Here is a 20,787-nt window from a genome sequence, read left to right as displayed (position 1 = left end):
AGTCTCAATATACTATGATAAAAAAATTACTCTCTATTGCTTTTTCTATGGTTTTACTCTGCTCAATTGGATATTATTCACTTGAGAAATCTTCAAAACCAGTTTTACCCCAATCACATACTTCTGAAGATGTCATAGCTTATGAATACGCATTGAAGAAATGGAAAAGACAAAACGGATATAAAAAATCCAACAAACCTAAAAAGTACATGGAAATCCTCAACAGCATGAAGTATAGGACCTCTGGAGAAAACTATGTATCAGGTTATCGAGTAAAGGAACTCAAAAAGGCTATTCAAAAAAGTAATAGCCGTAAAAATAATGTCAATTCTTATACTTGGATTGAGAGAGGGCCTTCTAACTCACCGGGAAGAACGCGTGCAGCCGTAGTCGACCCAAAGGATGCTACAGGCAACACCATTTTACTTGGTGCTGTGGGTGGTGGTATTTGGAAAACTACCGATAAAGGTGCTACATGGACCGATATTTCAGGTGTCACCTCTTCTAGTATTGCCATTTCATGCATGGCTGTTGCTCCTTCTGATTCTCAAATCTGGTACGCTGGTACAGGTGAAGGCTTTTCGGGTTTTGGCTCAATTGTAGGTAATGGTGTATTGAAATCAACAGATGGAGGTACCACTTGGGCCTACTTACCTGCCTTAGAAGGAAGAATACAATATGAAACGATCTATAAGCTTATCGTTGACCCGAATGATGCGAATACAGTATTGATTGCCGCTTCGACAAGGGACAACGCCAATGTAAGTGCTTATGGTATTTATAAAACTACTGATGGAGGTGACTCATGGACGAACGTATACAACGCTACTTATTTTGTAGAGTCTTTGGTGTTTGAACCTGGTAATTTTGATATTATGTATGCTACAGTCAATCAAACTGAGTTTATCAAGTCTACCGATGGAGGTGATAATTGGACAACATTATCCACAACTGATGTAGTTCAAAGTGGTAGGGTAGAACTAGCGGTTTCTCCAAAAGACACTAATGTAATTTTCGCTTCTATAGCGGGAGAAGGAAACAGTAGTCAAGATGGTAACTTGTATATTTCTAGAGATAAAGGTGATACTTGGAGCTTCGTAACTTTAGATAATCAACAATATGCATTTCTTGGTGGACAAGGTTGGTATGATCATACCGTATTGGCACACCCTTTTGATAAAGATGTAGTGTATATTGGTGGGGTAGATTTATGTAAAGTTACTGTAGACGATCAAAACAGTGGCACTTTTGTAGAGTTAACTGATGCTTATGGACAATACAACGGAGATGGACCTAACAATGCCGTTGTATTTCACCCGGATCAGCATTTCCTAACCTTAGGTTCTATCGATGAAAGTGCAGAGACATTTTCTATTATCGTTACCAATGACGGTGGTATATATCACACCCAAGACTCTTCTACCCCTGGAGAAGGAGAAGGTGCATGGACAAAAATTGGCAACGGGGTAAATACTACTCAAATTTATGCCATTGATAAATTCCCTAATGAAGATCGATATTTTTTCGGAACACAAGATAATGGTTCATGGGTTTCACCTGAAAACGAAGCCTCTACAGCCACTTCTGCCTATCAAGCAGTTATTGGAGGGGATGGTTTTGCCAGTTTAGTCTATAAAAGTGATCCTGATATTTTAATGGGCTCTTATTATAATAACAATTTTGAAGTTTCAGTAGATGGAGGAACAACATTCAGAGGAATTAATCATGAAGCCACGGGACTCTCAGACACCGGTGAAGATAATGCACCTTTTATTACCATGCTTGGAAATCACCCTGACGCCCCTGATACACTTTACACAGTAGGATTCAGTGGTATTTGGAAATCTCCTGATTTCGGTCAATCATGGACGGGAGTAAACATCACTGAAAATTGGAATATAACAAGTTTTCTAGATGTTGAAGTCTCTGAAAAATCACCTATCGTTGTTTGGGCAGGTGGTGCAATGAATAGTGAAAACCGTATTTTTGTTTCCAAAGATGGCGGCAGATCTTTTGATGCTACTCAAAATTTTGAGTTTATAAATAGCCATCCAGGTAATATCTCAGGATTAGCAACAAGCCCTAATGATTCTTCTATAGCTTACGTAACATTCTCTTACTTGGGGTCCGCTAAAATTATTAAAACGACAGATTTTGGTGAAACTTGGAGTGATATTACAGGTTTTGAGGTAGCATCAAACACTAGAACAAGTGATACAGGATTCCCAGATGTTGCCGTTTTTGATGTATTAGAATTTCCTGGAGATGCCAATAAGTTATGGGCTGCTACTGAAATTGGTCTATTTGAAACTACCGACGGAGGTGGAAGTTGGAATCGCTTAGCTGGTAATTTCCCTGCCGTATCGGTGTGGGATCTCAAAATTTATGACAATCAAGTGATTGCGGGAACACATGGCAGAGGTGCATGGACACATGATTTATCAACCGATAATGGTGATGGAGATGGTGATGGTGACGGTAATGGAAGCGGTGATGGTGATGGAAGCGGCGACGGGGATGGTGATAATAACGGTGGAGATGGAAATGCTGACACTGTAACTTCAATCATTGAAATTCCACCTATGGCTGATGTTTCTATATTAAAATCACCTATTACCTCAGGAGAGACATTGACATTAAAAATTAATAATGAAATCACTACTTCACTTGATATAGAGATTATCAATGTGAATGGACAAAAAGTTTACAATAAATCAATTGAAAAACTAGAATTGGGTAATTACAACTACCCTATTCAACATCCTTCACTTGGTCATGGAACTTATATTTTAAAGCTTTCTTACAACAATCAGGTAAGAAGTTTGAAATTTATAATCCAATAATATTAATAGCAGTAGCTACAAGAAGGCACTCTGAAAAGGGTGTCTTTTTTTAATCAATAATCATAACTGCTACATCTTCAACTAAAGAAAGGATAAAAAACTCATGATCTGCTTCTTCAGCTGTAGCAATGATAGAACTAGAGGTTAGTGTCACTGTCAACTTAAACCAAAAGAAGAATTTTCGGATATAGGGGCATACAGTTTTTAATATCATATCAATTATGTAGTTAGATTTAGTTTTTTTTACGAAACTTTTTTCGCTCTAGATCTATTTATTAAGATATATAAACACCTCTGTATCCCACTGAAGAAGAGAATAATGAGTAATTTCCGTAGTTTTTTTTTACTCTGTGAACTACATCACACTCTAATTCTCTAAAACTCTTCATATTTGTAATGAACCAAAAACAAAATATCATTATGAAAAAGTACCTTATTATTATTTTAAAGATTACAATAGCCATTATATTAGTTCAAACCTTAAGGTTTAAGTTTACTGCTCACCCTGATAGTGTTTATATTTTTTCTACCGTCGGATTGGAACCTTTTGGACGTATTGGAGTGGGAATTATGGAATTAATAGCTGCCATTTTAATATTAATACCTAGAACCTCGTGGTTGGGAGCACTATTGACCTTTGCTATTATTGGGGGAGCTGTTTTCATGCACCTTACCCTATTAGGAATTGAAGTCAATGGTGATGGTGGAAGTCTATTTTACCTTGCTGTAATTACAGAACTATTAAGTGGAATTGTATTATGGTTTGAAAAAGAAAATATTCCCAATATATATCAGATAGCATTAAAGTAAAGAATTGTAATAATAGTATACAGATAAGCCTCACTAATTTTAGTGGGGCTATTTTTTTGGAGAACAAAATAACATCGCTAACTTCATCATAAACCAGATGTAATTTATATGCTCAGTAATTTCAAAAAACAATTTGGAGGTAAAGTCACTTCTCAAGAACAATCTAAATTAGAAAAGTCTCCACAGTGGAAAAATGGGAAGTTTGAAAACCTTGCCCTAACCACTATGAATATCAATATTAAAAACATCCCTGGACTCTTAAAAAAGCAATTAACCAATAGAGCTGAAAGAGCACCAAAAAATAACCTACCTATACTCCCTTTTAATCAAGAAGTTTGGAATAACACTCCTGAAACTCCCAAATGCGCGTGGTATGGACACTCTGCACTGTTTCTACAATTGGGTGGAAAGAATATTCTAATTGATCCAATGTTGGGTCCTGATGCTTCCCCTATTGGCCCCATTACTACCAAACGTTTTAGTGAAAATAGTCTATCAATCATCGATCAGTTCCCAAAAATTGATGTATTGATGATGACACACGATCATTATGACCACCTCGATTTGGCAAGTATTGAAAAGCTAATTCCAAAAACGAATCAGTTTATTGTTGGACTTGGGATTAAAAGACATCTCGTTTCTTGGGGTATAGACGAGAATAAAATTACAGAAATGGATTGGTGGGATACTATAAAGGTAGACAACATTGATATTACGTATACTCCATCAAGACATTTTTCAGGTAGAGGATTGACAGATAGAGCGAAATCACTTTGGGGTGGTTGGGTATTTAAAACAGAGGAACATTCTATTTATTGGAGTGGTGATGGTGGTTATGGTGAGCACTTCAAAGAAATCGGAGAGAAACTAGGGCCATTTGATTGGGGATTTATGGAAGATGGTCAATACAATGAAAATTGGCACCTTATTCATATGTTTCCTGAAGAGAGTGTACAAGCTGCTATAGATGCGAAAGTCAAAAATGCATTTCCCGTGCATTGGGGAGGCTTCGTATTAGCATTGCATTCATGGAAAGACCCCATCGAGCGTTTTGTAAGCGAAGCCAAAAAGAAAAATCAAAAAATCTTCACTGCTCCCATTGGTAAAGTTGTATTGATGGGACAAAATGATGAATTGAACGGCTGGTGGGAAAACCATGAGTAGTTTTTGAATAAAAAAATATAAAGAACAATGAATAATAGGTAGTTACCAATCCTTCATTGTTCTTTTTTTATGTCTAAAATAAGCCCAAAACATCCCTTTTACTATGGTTTAATTAAAATATATAACTGATTGACGATTTTGTGTAAATACCTTATTTGTTTGTGCAAATGATGGGTACTGCTATCGATGATATTTGTAGTGTAATAAAAAATTAATCTATTAATCATTTAAAAGATATCATGAAAAAATCATTTCAAATCTCAGCAATCTTAACATTATGTTTTGCACTACTATTAAACTCTACAGTTTTCGCTTGTACAGGCATTAGACTTATCGCTGAAGATGGCAGTGTCCGATATGGTAGAACGATGGAATGGGGAGCTTTCGATCTGTTTTCAAAAGTAACCATTGTCCCTCAAAACTATGTTTTTAAAGGGCTTACTCCTGAAGGAAACAACGGTAAAGAATTTAAAGCCAAATATGGTATTGTAGGTCTTGACATGATCAATAAAGATCTGCTTGTTGATGGAATGAATGAAGCAGGATTAGCAGTTGGACTTTTCTACTTCCCTTCTACTCCAAAATACAACGAATTTAAGCCTGAAAATGCAGCAAATACCATTTCTGCTCAAGACTTAGTCAATTACCTTTTGACTCAATACTCAACTATTGAGGAAATTAAAGAAGGTCTTCCGAAAATTGATGTGGTAGGTGTAGTAGAAGCAGCTATCGGAATTGAGGTTGATTCTCACTGGATGGTGACTGATAAAACTGGTGCATCAATCGTAATCGAGTACATCAACGGTCAATTAGTAATCAATGACGCTCCTCTTGGAGTAATTACTAATGCTCCAACTTATGACTGGCACATGAACAACCTTAGAAACTACTTAAATCTTAGTTTCGAAGGTGCACCTTCAAAAACAATCGAAGGAGTGAAATTCACTCAAACTGGTATGGGATCAGGTATGGTAGGTCTTCCTGGTGATATGACACCTCCATCACGTTTTGTAAGAGCGGTAGCTTGGACACAAACTACTAGACCAATGGAAAATTCAGATGAATCACTTTATGAAATGTTCAGAATCTTAGACAACTTCAACTTAACGCTTGGCGCTGACCGTGCTGAAGGTACAGGAGAGATGTTCGGTAAAGACCATAGTACAATGAGAAGTGCTACTATCTGGACTACATCTTGGGATGTAACAAACCTTGTTTTCGATTACCATACACAAGACAACAGAAGAGTACAACAAATCGACCTTAACAATATCGATTTCTCTGATATGGGTGATGAACTTGTAAGAATTCCTCTTGATATCGAAAGAACACAAGATATCTTGGATAGAACACCTAACTTAAAATAAGGTAGTAATAGCTTAAATAATTAAAGATAAAAACCTTGATCCGTTCTTGAATGGATCAAGGTTTTTGTGTTTTTATATCTAAAAATGTAAAGGATGCTTCATTGAAATAAAACATCAAAAAGGGATCATTCAAGCAGCGTTCAACCAGACAAAAGCAATTGATTGACTTCCCTATTTAAACTAGGATCGATACTTCTGAATCTGCAAACTGCCCGTCATAAGGAACATAGCTTTGCTAAAAGATTTTGATTTACACCCCACTATGGAGGCACATTTAAATGTAAACAATTACTTATTTCCAGTATTATATATTATCAAACATCAAAGTAGCAAAATATTACACTGACAAATGTAATTCATGAAAGCAGATGATATTAGGGTTAATTCTAACTTACTAAAATATATTATAATAAACTCTTAATAATTTACCTATGAGACTATTACAAAATAAATCAGAACCGTGTGGTCTATTCCGTAAATTCGATTTGTCTAAACTGATAAAAAAAGTGATCTATTAAATTGTAATCATTAGTAATGATTTGTGCAGTACCTACAAGATCTTGTTTATATTTAAGTTCTTTCTGATAGGAAGTTTTAATTCCGTTTCTAAGTTTTACTTCACACAAGTATTTGTCATCTTTAGTAAATTGATAGATGTGACTAATCTCTCCATTTACCATCCCGTATTCTTCAAAAGGATAGGCTTCAAGTTTAATATTTACTTTTTGACCTTGACTTACTTTTCCGAAGTTAGTAGATGGAATTTTCACCTTTGCTTTAAGAGAATATTCAAGTGGAATCACTGAAAAAAGACTGTTGTTAGCTTGTACGAATTGTTGATTGATCAAAAAGTCAAGAAATGCAACGTGTCCATTAATCTTTGAAGTGAGTAAATGCCGCTGTTTCCAATCAATAATAGCATTTCTTAGTGCAATACTTCTATTAATTATTTCATTGATGAGTTTAAGAGATTCTTTTCTCTCTTGTATAGATAGTTCATTGATTGAATTACTTAATTCACTTAAAGTAATTTCATTGGAGATAATCTGAGCCTCAGAAGCTACTTTTTGCCTGTGTATCTGTAGATGTTTATATTCTGCATTTTCAAAATCAGATGCAGAAATAACTTTTTCTTGGCGTAGCAATGAATCTCTTTGGTACAACTTATCGGAGATCTCCATCTCTTTAGAATGTATGTCTACTTGACTTAAAAGATTGTTATTAAGGTTTTTATACTCATTAATTTGAGTTCTGATGTTTTTCTTTTTATTCTTTAGTAAGTTATTATTATTGATAATAACATATTCTCTTAGAGCCCTTCTCCATAGGGAGTATTCTTGATTTAACTCTCCGAGCAGTGACATTTTATCGGTTTCGTTTAGTACCTTTTTGATACTCGACTTTGAGATATCATTTTCAGCTAAAAACTTTATTAAGACTCCGTCAAGATAAAGAACTTCGTTCCATATATTTTCAACATCATCAATGGTAGCTATCACCTGATCTTTTTCTACCAATTGTCCTTCCTCTACAAAGATATTTAATTGTCCAGTTGTTTTTGAAATTACTTTTTGTGGACTTGGTATAGAAGTAATGGTAACATCTCCTTTAATTATATCTGGAAATTTCACTAAATAGGAGAGTATTAAAATCATTAGGAAGAAAAAGAATATAAACGTCGACCCCCACATAATTAGTGAATTAGGCATTCTCGAGATGATATCTTCATATTCTTCTGACTTTTCTAATAAGTCATTTTCATTTAAATCGTCGTTTTCCATCTTATGCTCCTAATTCAAGTTGATTTTTTACTAATGAAAAATAAAAACCTTCCTTTTGGGTTAGTTCTTCATGTGTTCCAATTTCTATGATTTCGCCTTTATCCAGTACTATTATCTGATCTGCATTTTTTACAGTACTTAATCGGTGAGCGATCACCACTGAAGTTTTACCTTTCATAAATTTATTTAGGTTTTCAGTGATAATTGCTTCGTTATTGGCATCCAGTGCAGAAGTTGCTTCATCAAAAAATAAGTAATCTGGATTTTTGTAAATGGCCCTTGCAATAAGAATTCTTTGCTTTTGACCTGCACTAATACCAATTCCGTCTTCACCTATCTTTGATTTGTAACCTAAAGGAAGGGAGAGAATAAACTCATGGATATTTGCCATTTTGGCCGAATGATAAAGCTTATTGTAATTGATATCAGAATCTGCAATCGAGATGTTTTTTTCGATGGTATCAGAAAAAATATATCCTTCTTGCATTACAGTGCCACATTTCGCCCGCCATACTCTTTCACTGAGATTCTCAATATTATTATTGCCAAAGGAAATACTACCATTTTCAACACCATAAAATTTTAAAAGTAGTTTCAGTATTGTGGTTTTGCCGCTCCCGCTGCTTCCAACTATGGCAGTTGTTTTATTTTTAGGAATTATAAAGGAAAGATTCTTTAAAATAAGCTCAGAAGTTGAATTATATCTAAAATCAACATTCTCAAAAATAAGCGATTCATTAAAAGGAATATCTTTTAATGAATTTTCTTTTTCTTCATTTTCTTTATTATGAATATCCCCTATTCTATCCATACTTAATTTTGCATCTTGCCATTCTTTTATGAAGGATACAAAAGACTGAATTGGGCCGTTCATTTGTCCTATAATATATTGAGCAGAAAGCATCATACCCAAAGTCATATTTCCATCGATAACAGATTTGGCAGCAATAAAAGTGATTAGAATATTCTTAAATTCATTGATGAACATACTACCAATTTGTTGGTACTGATCAATAGATGTTGATTTCAATGTAAGTCTAAATGCAGATGCTTGAATACCTTCCCATTCCCACCTTTTTTGCTTTTCACAACCATTCAATTTGATCTCTTGCATACCATTGATCAATTGAATAGTATTGGATTGCTTTTTCGATAATAGACCAAACCTTTTGTAATCTATCTCTTTTCTAATTTTTAAAAACAATAAGAGATAAAGGATATAGAAAGTACTACCAATAGAAAATACTAGAAAGAGAGTAATATTATAATACACTAAAACAATACTAAATATTATAAAGTTAAATATTGAGAAAAGCATATTTAAAGTAGATGAACTTAAAAAACTTTCTACTCTTTCATGGTCATCAATTCTTTGTAAAAGGTCACCTATTAATTTAGAATCAAAGAAGGATAAAGGCAATTGAGTCAACTTTACAAGAAAGTCACTGATAATAGCAATATTTACTCTTATACTCAAATGCAAAAGAATCCAGCGTCTTATAAAATCAATACTACTCTGACTGAAAAAGAGCGTAAGTTGAGCGAAAAGAATTAGATAAATAAAACTGATTCTCTGATTATTAATCCCAATATCAATGATGGATTGAGTAAGAAAGGGGAGTATTAGTTGTATGACACTTCCTACAAACAAACCAATAAATAGCTGAATAATGAAGCGATGATAAGGTTTGATATAATCAAATAGAATACTTAAACTTTTTTTATTTATAGATTCTTTCTCATACTCTTTTTTCATGAACTCAACAGTAGGTTCTAAAAGTAAAGCAATACCTGTACTTTGAGTACTTTTCTGTCCTGTCCATCCCTTGCAAAAATCAACTAATGAATAAACCACCTTACCCACCATTGGGTCTACAACAAAGACCTTTTTTTTCGTAATTTTGTAGACGACTATAAAATGTGACTGCTCCCAATGAACAATACCTGGTAGAAGTGTTTCTTTTAGTTGTTTTAAGGAGATTTTTACGCCTACGGTGTGGAAACCAATTTCTTCTGCAGCATCACTTAATTCCAAAAGAGATGTACCCTCTCTATTTACATTAGTGAGATCTCTTAAATAAGAAATAGGATATTTCCTACCATAATATTGAGCTATTATTTTCAGACAGGTTGGACCACAATCCATCAAGTCGGGCTGTTTTATTTCCGGTATAGTATTAAAGATGCTCATGCTAGTTAGTTTGAGGTTGAAGATGCTTTATTCTATTTTCTTTCTCCTTGTAAAATTGAGATAACATATCATAGATTATCATTTCTGTACGTCTGAAATCAGCTGAATTCCAACGGTTCATGAGCATGTGAATATAGCTAGAAAGTAATTGGGCAATGTCATTTTGATTATGTTTTAAATTCTCTTTAACTCCATTTGAAATATGTGACAATTCTAAATACCTTCTATTTAATACATAGGCGATCTCTTCAGAATAAGATTGATCATCAATTACTTTATAAATTGCTGTCTTTGTTTTTCTGAATTTTTGAGCAAGTTGTTTTCTATCACTTTTAGAAGTGAAATTAAATTCTCTTTTGAACCCATCAGCAAGTTGCATCAAAAGATATTTTTTGTAGTTTAAATGAAAATCGAAAGCATTTAGTAAATCATCAATCAGTTTAAAAGAAAGATTCCATCTCAAATCATTATGGTCTTTTTCTTGAACAAGTGGTAGTAGTTGAATAATTGTTGTGCTATCGATGCTAAATAGTCTTTCGCTCAGCTCAATATTATGAAAATAATAACGTTCTAATTCCCTATTATAAACATCATAGATATGTTTGTGAATTTCCTTTCCAAATAAATGACCAAAATAAGCATTGAAAGCTTGGATTACTTTTTCATAGAAATTCTCCTGCCCTTTGAAACGTAACCTGATATGAAATTTAGGGTCAATGTATCTTATAAAATGCCAGTCTTCTATTACTTTGCTCTCATATAATTCATGAATGAGGGGGTAGAGTTGAGTAAGAAACTTCTCATCTGCAAAACTGTCTACCATATATATTTTTAGGTATAACCATTCTTCGCCAAGATTAAAACTTCTTTTTACATCACCTTGATCTACTATAACTTCTTCATCCAATTGAGTGGCTGGCTTACTTTTATTTTTAAAGTATAATAAAGTTTCATTGGTGGTGTATTTCCCGTCTTTATTAACTACTAAATTGTTTTCATTAAACAAACACTCTTTAATTCTAAGTCGCTTTTTCTTTTGGAGTTCATCCCATAATACTTTTAGAGAATCTTGATGGTTTATCCTAATAGGCATTTCTCTATCACCATCAGCAAAAGTTATAATTTTTGTGACTTCTTTTTTCAAAAGATAATCTTTTAACTCATTCAAGCTATTTACTTCATTTAGATAAATAGCCCATTCCTCTTTTGCTAAAATGTAATTTTTATATGTTACTCTAGGTAAATGATCCAATAAACCATAAGTTCCCCAATTCCATAATGGGTATTTATTCATGCCTTGTTGTTCAATTTTAGAAAAGAAGGCATAAATATTAAGATGATCATCCTTGATAAAGTGAGCATTGCTAATTCTTGGTAAAATTCTCTTTTTTGTTTTTTTAGAGCGTAATATCACCTCATTATTTCGAATACCAACAATAATATCATTCAGTAGAATATGAGAATCATCTTTTTGAGTAGGTTGAATAATAGGAATAGTGTAATGTCTAAACTTACTTCTGTGACATACATTTGATGCTCTTAAATTATTATGAACGAAGGCAACTTCTGCGAGTAAAGTATTACTGTTTTTGTAATAATCATCTTCTATGCTGACTAACTGATCTATTCCTTTGGAGATTTCTTCATCTAGATGAGAAAATCGCCCAATAAATTTAATTGGATTAGAATGATGAACAAATTCAACGAAAGTCTTATATTTTAATAATGAAGCTTTAACCCCAATGATAGAAGAATCTATATTACCTTTATACATAAATCTAATACAATCTTGATCTGTTAGTGTAATATTTTTTTTCTCTTCTAGTTTTTGATATATAAAACTTTCCCATTCAGGGTTGAAATTAATGGTTTTAAAGGTTGAATTACTCGAATGGTTAGTGCCATAAAATTCCCCCTCTTTAGGGAGTATGTTTAAACCATTGTTGGAAGGGAAGTTAATTCCATTAATTGGGTCTAAGACTTCTAAGAGGTCAATATACTGTTCTTCATATTTTTGGCTGAACTCTTCGATAAATGAACCTAACACTTTTTCTTCTTTAGGATTTATCCCCATATATAGTCTATAGAGTGATTCGATTTCATCAAAATTATTATTGTTGACCATCGATTTATTGGCTGAAAAGTAGCTATCAACTTGGAAAATAAGTTGAGGATCAACTTTTTTCGATAGAATCATTTCAAGTTTTTCTTGAATGTCACTATTTATACTATGTTGAATATTTTCTATATCTGATAAAACATCTTTATAATAGTTGAGATGTTTTATATTAATTTTTTTCTTTTCAAGATATACAATTAACTTTCTAATGACATTATGATATACATCACCAACAACATTGAAATGAAATTCACTGATAAGTAAATTATTATCAATAAGTTCCTCTGCAAATTCTAATGAATCTTCGTCCCCAAACCCCTCCTTAGTACAAATATTCACAATATCATCAATTGATAAACCACTATTTGATGAAGTAAGAATCTTATCAAGGATTGGTAAATAGTCTACTTTACTTAATTTGTAGTTTCTAAGTTCGTTTTCATCAAATACCTGTTCTACATATTTGTAAATGCTGTTCTCACACCTAATAGTGTCATTAGGATAAAATTTTAATAATTGTACTACATTTTTATTGCGAATTAACTTTCTATATAATAAGCCAAGAATATAAGTGTCTAGACGTATGTTTGCTTTTGGAAATTCACTCAACTCTATTTTAGTATTTTCGTGATTCAACCTATATGTAGATACACCTGAGAATAATCCAAAAGGAGTACATCGATAAGACATCCTTAGATAATACTTCAAAAATGTTTGTTTTAACGCATCACTTAACTGATTAATATCTTCAGAAAGGAGGTCATAAAGATTTGGAGAAGCAAAGTAAATTGCTTTTTTGACAAAATCGTTATTAAAATGTTTGGTCCAATCTTCAATATTTTCCTTAAAAGGAAGAAGTGGTGTTCTGATGAAACCAAAAGGAATATTTTCTAGAGTATTATTTTTCATGGTAAAAAATTAAGACAATAACATAATTTCATCCCATGAAAAGTTTTCTTCAGTTTCATGGCTGGCGATGACTAAACCCGCTCCAATGATGCCATTCAACATTGAAAATATGTCGTTTGAGTAGTCATCATTTTTTTTCATTATTTGTTCAATACTATCAAAGTTTGCTAATACCATTTCTGTATTTTGAATCAAAGTTTCCTTCCAAAAGATATACCTTTCTTTAATTATTTTATTTTTTGTGTAATAGTAAAGACGGAAGAATAGATGAGTTATACTTGATAAACCATGACAAAGACCAATGTCATAAATTTCAGTGTTTTCATATTTCACTAATAAAGCTTCATTAATACTTCTGTCCGCACATTTTAAAGCAGTTTCAAGTCCGAGATTAAAGATTTCTTGATCATTAAGAGTTATACCGCATCTTACTAAAGTAACAGAAATTCCTAAATCGCCATGACACCAAGCTAATCGATTATGGTATATCATATTTTTTTCGTCAATTTTATCAAATTCTTGAGGGAAATTATAAATCGATGATGAATTTTTATTTTTTAGGTGTTTTAGTGTCCCGATGAAACCGTAGATAATATTTTTACATTTATCTTGAGATATTTCTTTTTCATAACATTTCAAACAAAAGGCTATTAACATACAAAAACCATGAGCTAATCCAGTAAACATCTTTTCATTTTTTTCTCCTTCAAATAATAAAAAACTGCTTGATTTAGAACAATGTTGATTTAATTGGTCTATCACTGATGAAATGAGGTGTTTGTCATAAGTATTAGATGTTAAAGTTGAGACAAGACATCCAATAGTGCCATAGAATAAATCATAATTCTTAGAAGACAAAAAGTCATTAATATTACTAGGAAAATGTTCTTGTAATTTCAAGGATATTATTTGGTGATCCTCTTGGTCTATCAATTTGTTTTCAAATAATTCGTTAAAATTCATCAAAATCCCAGCTTTTCCTCCAAGTAAAATTTCTGGTAATTTCGATTCTAGGCAATTCTCAAGAATTAAATCATTGACTTTATTTAGTTCTTCAATATATATATTTTGTTCTTTTTTATTTTTTGATAACTTAATTGTATATACTAAAAATAAGCTATACCCGGATTTTCCTTTGAAAAGAGTAGAATCTAGTTCTTTATATCTCGTTTTAACTTTATCTTGAATGTTATTTATTAATAGTTTACTTTCCATTGATACTTGATATGGTTTTAAGATTTTTTTGCCTCCAGTCAAATAGATAGGTGACTGAAGGCGTTTTTTAAGCTGATTAACTTATACGATAAAAAATATCAGTTGATACAATTTACTTTAAGTTAAGTGATGGAGGTTTAATAGAAGGTGTAGTAGGAGAATTAGGACTGCTCACTCCGTTAAAAGTGTAATCACGTTCTTGCATAGGTGTGTCTGTAGCTTCTATCATTGCATTGGTACATTGTTCATAATTCCAAAATTTACCATAACCTTTAGACTGTCTACACCTACTGCCAAGAGTTACTATGTAAGTAAATCCACCCTTAACTTGAGACATTTCTGATTTGTCAAGACTTGACAATACTTCCTTGTTTAACTTTAACTTTTTCATAGTTAGAAAATGCATAAAATAGAATTGATCAGGTCCTATTTTAATATTGAAAACACACCTAAGATTAAAGCTTGCTTTTTAGTAAATTAATTTATCTTGAGGTGATATTTTTGGGATAGAAAAATTCTCCCAAAAGTCTTTATTGTATTTTATATCCCAAAAATGGTCATATTCCTTTTTAAATGTTTTTTCTTGGGCTCCCACTTTTCTTCTGCTGTATGGGATATAGATCATATTTGAATTCATTTCAACTTTTTCGTTTCTTACTGTGTTTACACCTTTATTAATATATGAATTAGTACTATATATAACCTCATATTTATCCTGATAATTTTTATTATATATTGTAGTTAATATTCTTTCTGAAAAATGTAAATTGATGGGTTCGTTTTGCTTAAATTTTTTATATGTATTTTCTAATAATTTTGAAAATTTTTCAATGTTATTATTCTCTACAGTTTTTATTTCTAAAATGGCATAGTTTGTCGCATCAATCGTTACAAATGTTTCTTCTACTTTGAAGTTTTGTGGTTTTTGATTTTTTGGATAGAATTTAATAACATAATGGTCTGGATTCTCTATTAGTTCAAACTTGTACTTATTAATTCTTCCATTGTGGAAAATAGGATGCGTTTGAATTTGATCAGCAAAAGAATAATGAGATCGATAAGGTCCACGAAACCAATTATTTACTGGTTCGTAAACCCAAAATCTAGTTTGTGTGATTCTGCTTTTTTCTTTATTAGGATAAAAAGAAAAATAATACTCACCGCAGTATTCCGTTTCTAGCTTCTTGATTCCATTTCTATGAACGGTTTGATAAGTATAAAAATTAATCAAATTGGGATCAAGGTCATAGTTCTTATCCAAGTTCTCAATAGCTTTTTTGAAAATTTGTTTTGCGATATCACCTTCAGAAAAAATGGTAATTTCATTAAGAGTAACAGTGGAAGGTGAAAGCTTAAATTCGATTTCATTTCCATCAAAAACTATTTCTTTTTTCTCGTAACCACTTGAAGAAAGTAAAATAGTGTCGCCTTTGTTTACTGCTAACTCATATTGACCATTTTCATCACAAACAGTCCCCTGATTGGTACCTTTGATTTTAAGTAAACAGTAACTAATAGGTTCATTATTTATTCTGTCTACCACCTTTCCTCTTTTATATCTTCCTCTTTTTTTGATAATCCTATTTTTCTGTAAGATAGGGTAGTTGTTTATCACAAATGAAGTATCAAACGCAATAGCTCTTTTTACATTGATAGTATGCATCGGGGTTACTTCTTTTTGGAAAATAATTGCATCAAAAACTTCAGCCCATTTTCCTTTGAGTCTAGTATATTCTATTAGAGAAGTAGTAAAGAGGCTGTCTTTTAGTGATGTAGAGTGAAGATCAATAATACTTAAGCTGTCATCCTTTTTGTAATGGTAGCTTTCAAATTGACCAAGTGAGTTTAACGCAATTCTATTTGCCTCCTCAGTATCTTCAAACCAAGCTTTATAACTTCCGCCACCTACAGTATAACCAATATTAATTACCTCCTCTTTTAATTCTTTGATCACTTCACCACCCATTGGCTTAAACGCCTTGATTTCTTCATTTTCAAAACTAGAAAAATCATTAGCAAAATGACCGGAAGCTCCCCAACAAATAATTTTAGCTTCAGGGTATTTATTGGCGTAATAGATTACATTTTTAGCCATTTGAAGGTCTCTTGGGTTACTCATTTCAGCTTTGAAATCATTTTCCTCAACTTCATATACATCCGATTTGAGCATTAACAAATACTGCTTGTAATTTTCTAAACCTTGTTCTATAAAATCATTATTGACTAACTTTTTAAGCTTCTTTATTTCAGCAAGATGAAGAGGTAAGGGAAAGGCTTTTGAAGGATAGGTTCCTTCGTTGACAACGTCTTCAAAGATATAAAAGAACTTTTCCCACTTTTCTTCTTTATTCTTAGTAATAAAGTGTCTTAATGTATCCGTAAAATTTGAATACATATAACCTGATGAAAATTGAAGGTCAAAACCACCAACTTTTAAAGTATTTTTTTTCTCTGTTAAGAAATCCAATAGAGGTTGAAATTCTTCTGATTGAGACCAAATAGGTAGAATAGCATCGGAAAGATGATCTCTATAAAGAGACACTGTATCAGTATTTGGGATAAATCCCAAATCAATAAACCCTGATTCAAATAAGATCAGATTATAACCTCTCTGTTCATGTAAATACTTTACAAGTTCAGTATTAGTTTGTATTACATTACCTTCTCGGTGAGACATTTCACCAAGCAGAACAATTCTTTTTCCTTCAATGATTTTATCAAAATCTTGTAAGAATTGAGGGGATATATTTTGAGAATATAGTTTGCCAATATTTATAGAAAAAGTTAGGAGTATAAATACTCTTTTAATAGTTAGATTAAGTAACATTGAATCATTATTTAAATAGTATAGTTTTTCTTGGTTTAGTCGAAATTCATGTAATCTTAACAAGATATTTTATTAAAAAAAAGATAATTCGGTGATTTTTTTATTTTTATTCTAAGATATTTTCCACTTTTTAATTTTCAATACCTCAAAGCTATTCCAAAAACTTTATTATATTTTAGATACTAAGCCAAAAATAAATCATAGTTAATTCTAATTTATTTTTTGTGAGTACAACGCTAAAAAACGTATGAATAGTGATTCTATTGAAAGTCTTTTTGAAGGAAGTAATCGCAAAAAAATAAACAGAATTAGTATTAAATCATTTTGTTTTGGTACTTATATCCTACAAATGATCATATTCCTTTTTGGTTGCTATTCTACAAGACCTTGTCTACTACTTATTGACACAGTACCTAAAGATGAAATAAAGGCAAATCTTCCAAATATTGATTTGTGGGAGTTGTCGAAGAAGTAATTGGAATTGAAGTCAATTGTCACTGGATGGTTACTGATGCAACAAGTAAATCAAATTGTTAGAATTCTACTAGACATCGAAAGAACACAAGATATCTTGGATAGAACTCCAAATTTGAAATAGGTAAATAATTAGAATTAGTAAATTCAAAAAACATTGAATAATTGGTTTCATCCAATTGTTCAATGTTTTTTTTATTCTTATCAAGGCAGATTTGCAGAGCATAACCAAAGTTGGTTGATAAAAAGCTAACGTAGAGTGGTATAATGAAGAATAGGTAGTTTTCTAAACTAGAAGTCAGAGACTTCTAAAAATCTTCAAAGCACAAGAGACGCTATCGCTTAACTCTTGCGCTAGTGAAGTGTTACGATCCATTGCCGCGAATGTTAAGTGTCAGCGTCATTCGTGTCCTACAGATCATCAGAAATCTCCTGATTTCTAAATCCAATTTATCTAATCTAATTTTGTGGAATTGATGAGGTAAAATTTCCAATCACTCACCAAAAAAATCAATAATAAACGACCTACAACCCCTCCCTAAAACAACAACTCTCTAATAATCATGTATTTAACTACATCACATAACTGATTGACGATTTTGTACAAATACCTTATTTGTTTGTATAAATGATTGGTACTGCTATCGATGATATTTGTAGTGTAATAAAAAATTAATCTATTAATCATTTAGACATCATGAAAAAATCATTTCAAATCTCAACAATCTTAACATTATGTTTTGCACTACTATTAAACTCTACAGTTTTCGCCTGTACAGGCATTAGACTTATTGCTGAAGATGGCTCTGTTCGTTACGGAAGATCGATGGAATGGGGATCATTCGATATTCATTCACAAGTTGCTGTCATTCCAAAAGGATATCAATTTAGAGGCTTAACTCCAGAAGGACAAAATGGTAAAGAATTTAAAGCCAAATATGGTTTTATGGGGTTAGACTGGATGGGAAAAGACCTTATCGTTGATGGGATGAACGAAATGGGACTTACAGTAGGTAACTTCTATTTCCCTAACTATGCGGAGTATCCTGAATACAATCCAGATGAAGCCGCAAACACTATTTCCTCTCAAGGTTTACCAAATTATATCTTAGCTCAATTTGCTAATGTAGAAGAGGTAAAAGAAGGATTGAAAAAAGTAAATGTTGTAGGTGTTATTGAATCTTCATTGGGGATTGTGGTAGATTCACACTGGATGGTGACAGATGCTTCAGGTGCATCTATCGTAATTGAATACACAAAAGGAGAACTTAATCTATACGATGCCAATGTAGGTGTAATTACAAACGCTCCTTCTTATGATTGGCACCTTACAAACCTTAAAAACTACATCAACTTAAGTTTTGATGCTGCAAAACCTAAAACAATCAACGGAGATACATTTTCTCAAATTGGTGTAGGTTCTGGTATGGTTGGTCTTCCAGGTGATATGACTCCTCCTTCACGTTTTGTAAGAGCGGTGGCATGGACACAAACTACAAGACCAATGCCTAACTCAGATGAAGCATTGTATGAGATGTTTAGAATCTTAGATAACTTCAACTTAACCCTTGGTGCTGATCAAGCAGAAGGTACTGGTGAAATGTTTGGTAAAGATCACAGTACGATGAAAAGTTCAACAATCTGGACTACTTCATGGGATTTAACAAACAAAGTATTCAACTATCATACTCAACATAATAGAAGAGTACAACAAATTGATTTGAACGATATTGATTTCTCTAACATGGGTGATCAAATCAAAAGAATCCCTCTTGATATCGAAAGAAAACAAGATATTTTAAATAGAACTGCGGAACTGAAATAAAAATTTCCTCAAAAAAATAATAAAAAACCGCAATTAGTTTAATACTGAACTAATTGCGGTTTTCCGGTATTTTTAGAAAAATGGCTCTACAGAATGAACTTCTCAGCCCCTTCAGAAATATAATTTTTCATCACCCCATTATCATCATAAATCAAGATTGCTTCCAAATCGGCATGAGCTTCAATTACCTCAATCGATTTCTCTACACCCATTACCATAAAAGCAGTTGCATAGGCATCTGAACGCATACAACTTGATGAAAATACTGATGCACTTAACAGACTATGTTGTACTGGATAGCCAGAACGGGGATCTAATGTGTGAGCAAACTTTTTTCCATCTTTCACATAGAAATTTCTATAGTTACCAGAAGTAGCCAAAGCCTTGTTTGGTAATTCTACAATCAATGAAAGCTGTTCTTCTTGTCCTCCCTCACCATAACGAGGGTTATCGATCCCTATTTTCCATATTTTTTCTTTTTCGTTGTGCCCTTCACAAACAACCTCTCCTCCTATTTCAACCATAAAGTTATGGATGTTCTTTTCTCTTAATAAATCCGCTACTACATCCACGGCGTACCCTTTAGCAATTGCACTAAAATCTAACTCAACACCTTCTTTCGACTTTTTTACCTCTTGGGTATCGAATGAAATGTATTCTGCAAAATTGACAAACGACTTGATTGAGTCTACTTCTTCATCTTTAATTGTTGGTGTTTTACCTGGTCCAAACCCCCATGCTTTTACCAAAGGTTGAATAGTTGGATCGAAAGACCCTTCAGTAGCTTCATAAACATCTTTACTTTCCTGAAGTACAGGATAGAAAAAAGAAGATTCATACGTAAATGTTGTTCCAGAATTGAAACGAGAGATTTCTGACGATGGAATATAAGTAGACAATGATTGATTGAAGTCTACGAGTACTTTTTTGATTTCCTCATCCAATGGTCTTCCTTCTGAATCGATATATTTCACATTATAAGGCACGACTCCCATAGTGGTGCCTCTCACATGAAAATGGGTTGGTAATTCAGGATTATACTTTCTATAAACCCACACAATACCAACAAGAGTGATGAGAATAAATGAATAAATTATATTTTTCTTTCTGTTATCCATTACGATTTTAATTTTCGTTGCGTATCTTGATACTATAATTCAGAATCTTTTCCTGCAAAGGTGAGTAAGAGAACGATTTACTCCTATTTGTTTTACATTTTTTTAGAAAGATTCTGGGGTTAGAACCAAAATTAAAAAGTGAAC

Annotated in this window: 13 protein-coding genes; 5 read left to right on the top strand and 8 right to left on the bottom strand. The window is 32.5% G+C overall.

Translation table 11 applies throughout. The annotated features are described in order from the left end of the window. Positions 1-14: 14 nt before the first annotated feature. Positions 15-2,843, top strand: a complete 2,829-nt coding sequence (locus PL77_RS02125; protein ID WP_082026360.1) for a T9SS type A sorting domain-containing protein — start codon at positions 15-17, stop codon at positions 2,841-2,843. Positions 2,844-2,892: 49 nt separating this feature from the next. Here the strand turns inward: PL77_RS02125 and PL77_RS31680 are convergent, their stop codons facing one another. Further along, the gene (locus PL77_RS31680; RefSeq protein ID WP_156152214.1) at positions 2,893-3,057 is read right to left on the bottom strand and encodes a hypothetical protein; all 165 of its coding nucleotides are present in this window, start codon (positions 3,055-3,057) and stop codon (positions 2,893-2,895) included. 206 nt (positions 3,058-3,263) lie between these two features. On the opposite strand from PL77_RS31680, the gene PL77_RS02120 reads away from it, so the two are divergent. From PL77_RS02120 to PL77_RS02110, 3 genes are all read left to right on the top strand, one after another. Then, positions 3,264-3,653 (top strand): DoxX family protein, encoded by a 390-nt coding sequence (locus PL77_RS02120; RefSeq protein ID WP_044201555.1) that lies wholly within the window; start codon positions 3,264-3,266, stop codon positions 3,651-3,653. A 108-nt stretch (positions 3,654-3,761) separates the two neighbouring features. Then, positions 3,762-4,817: an MBL fold metallo-hydrolase gene (locus PL77_RS02115; protein WP_044201202.1), complete on the top strand. Its 1,056-nt coding sequence runs from the start codon at positions 3,762-3,764 to the stop codon at positions 4,815-4,817. A gap of 239 nt (positions 4,818-5,056) precedes the next feature. Continuing rightward, the gene (locus PL77_RS02110; RefSeq protein WP_044201201.1) at positions 5,057-6,184 is read left to right on the top strand and encodes a linear amide C-N hydrolase; all 1,128 of its coding nucleotides are present in this window, start codon (positions 5,057-5,059) and stop codon (positions 6,182-6,184) included. A gap of 467 nt (positions 6,185-6,651) precedes the next feature. Here PL77_RS02110 and PL77_RS02105 read toward each other — a convergent pair whose 3' ends face one another. The 6 genes from PL77_RS02105 to PL77_RS02080 all read right to left on the bottom strand — a co-directional run bounded on the left by PL77_RS02105 (position 6,652) and on the right by PL77_RS02080 (position 17,226). Beyond that, entirely contained in the window at positions 6,652-7,965 is a 1,314-nt protein-coding gene (locus tag PL77_RS02105) for an HlyD family secretion protein (RefSeq protein ID WP_044201199.1), read from the bottom strand. Between the two features lies 1 nt (position 7,966). Further along, positions 7,967-10,156, bottom strand: a complete 2,190-nt coding sequence (locus PL77_RS02100; protein ID WP_082026359.1) for a peptidase domain-containing ABC transporter — start codon at positions 10,154-10,156, stop codon at positions 7,967-7,969. 1 nt (position 10,157) lies between these two features. After that, positions 10,158-13,184, bottom strand: a complete 3,027-nt coding sequence (locus tag PL77_RS02095) for a lantibiotic dehydratase (RefSeq protein WP_044201195.1) — start codon at positions 13,182-13,184, stop codon at positions 10,158-10,160. Positions 13,185-13,193: 9 nt separating this feature from the next. Continuing rightward, a complete protein-coding gene (locus PL77_RS02090) occupies positions 13,194-14,399 on the bottom strand; it encodes a lanthionine synthetase LanC family protein (protein WP_156152213.1) in 1,206 nt (401 codons plus the stop codon). 112 nt (positions 14,400-14,511) lie between these two features. Continuing rightward, the gene (locus PL77_RS02085) at positions 14,512-14,790 is read right to left on the bottom strand and encodes a class I lanthipeptide (RefSeq protein WP_044201191.1); all 279 of its coding nucleotides are present in this window, start codon (positions 14,788-14,790) and stop codon (positions 14,512-14,514) included. A gap of 78 nt (positions 14,791-14,868) precedes the next feature. Continuing rightward, positions 14,869-17,226 carry a carboxypeptidase-like regulatory domain-containing protein gene (locus PL77_RS02080; protein WP_044201189.1) on the bottom strand — a complete coding sequence of 786 codons (2,358 nt, stop codon included), beginning with the start codon at positions 17,224-17,226 and terminating at the stop codon, positions 14,869-14,871. A gap of 1,171 nt (positions 17,227-18,397) precedes the next feature. Between PL77_RS02080 and PL77_RS02070 the strand changes: the two genes are divergently transcribed. After that, complete coding sequence (locus PL77_RS02070) at positions 18,398-19,525, top strand: linear amide C-N hydrolase (protein ID WP_044201186.1); 1,128 nt, start codon at positions 18,398-18,400, stop codon at positions 19,523-19,525. A gap of 86 nt (positions 19,526-19,611) precedes the next feature. Here the strand turns inward: PL77_RS02070 and PL77_RS02065 are convergent, their stop codons facing one another. Next, entirely contained in the window at positions 19,612-20,643 is a 1,032-nt protein-coding gene (locus PL77_RS02065; RefSeq protein ID WP_044201184.1) for an FAD:protein FMN transferase, read from the bottom strand. Positions 20,644-20,787 lie beyond the last annotated feature (144 nt).

Origin of the sequence: Flammeovirga sp. OC4, from assembly GCF_000812565.1 — a bacterium.
In the GTDB taxonomy this organism is placed as follows: Bacteria; Bacteroidota; Bacteroidia; order Cytophagales; family Flammeovirgaceae; genus Flammeovirga.
The sequence above is the reverse complement of the archived record's forward strand: the minus strand, read 5'-3'. Positions and strand labels throughout refer to the sequence as shown.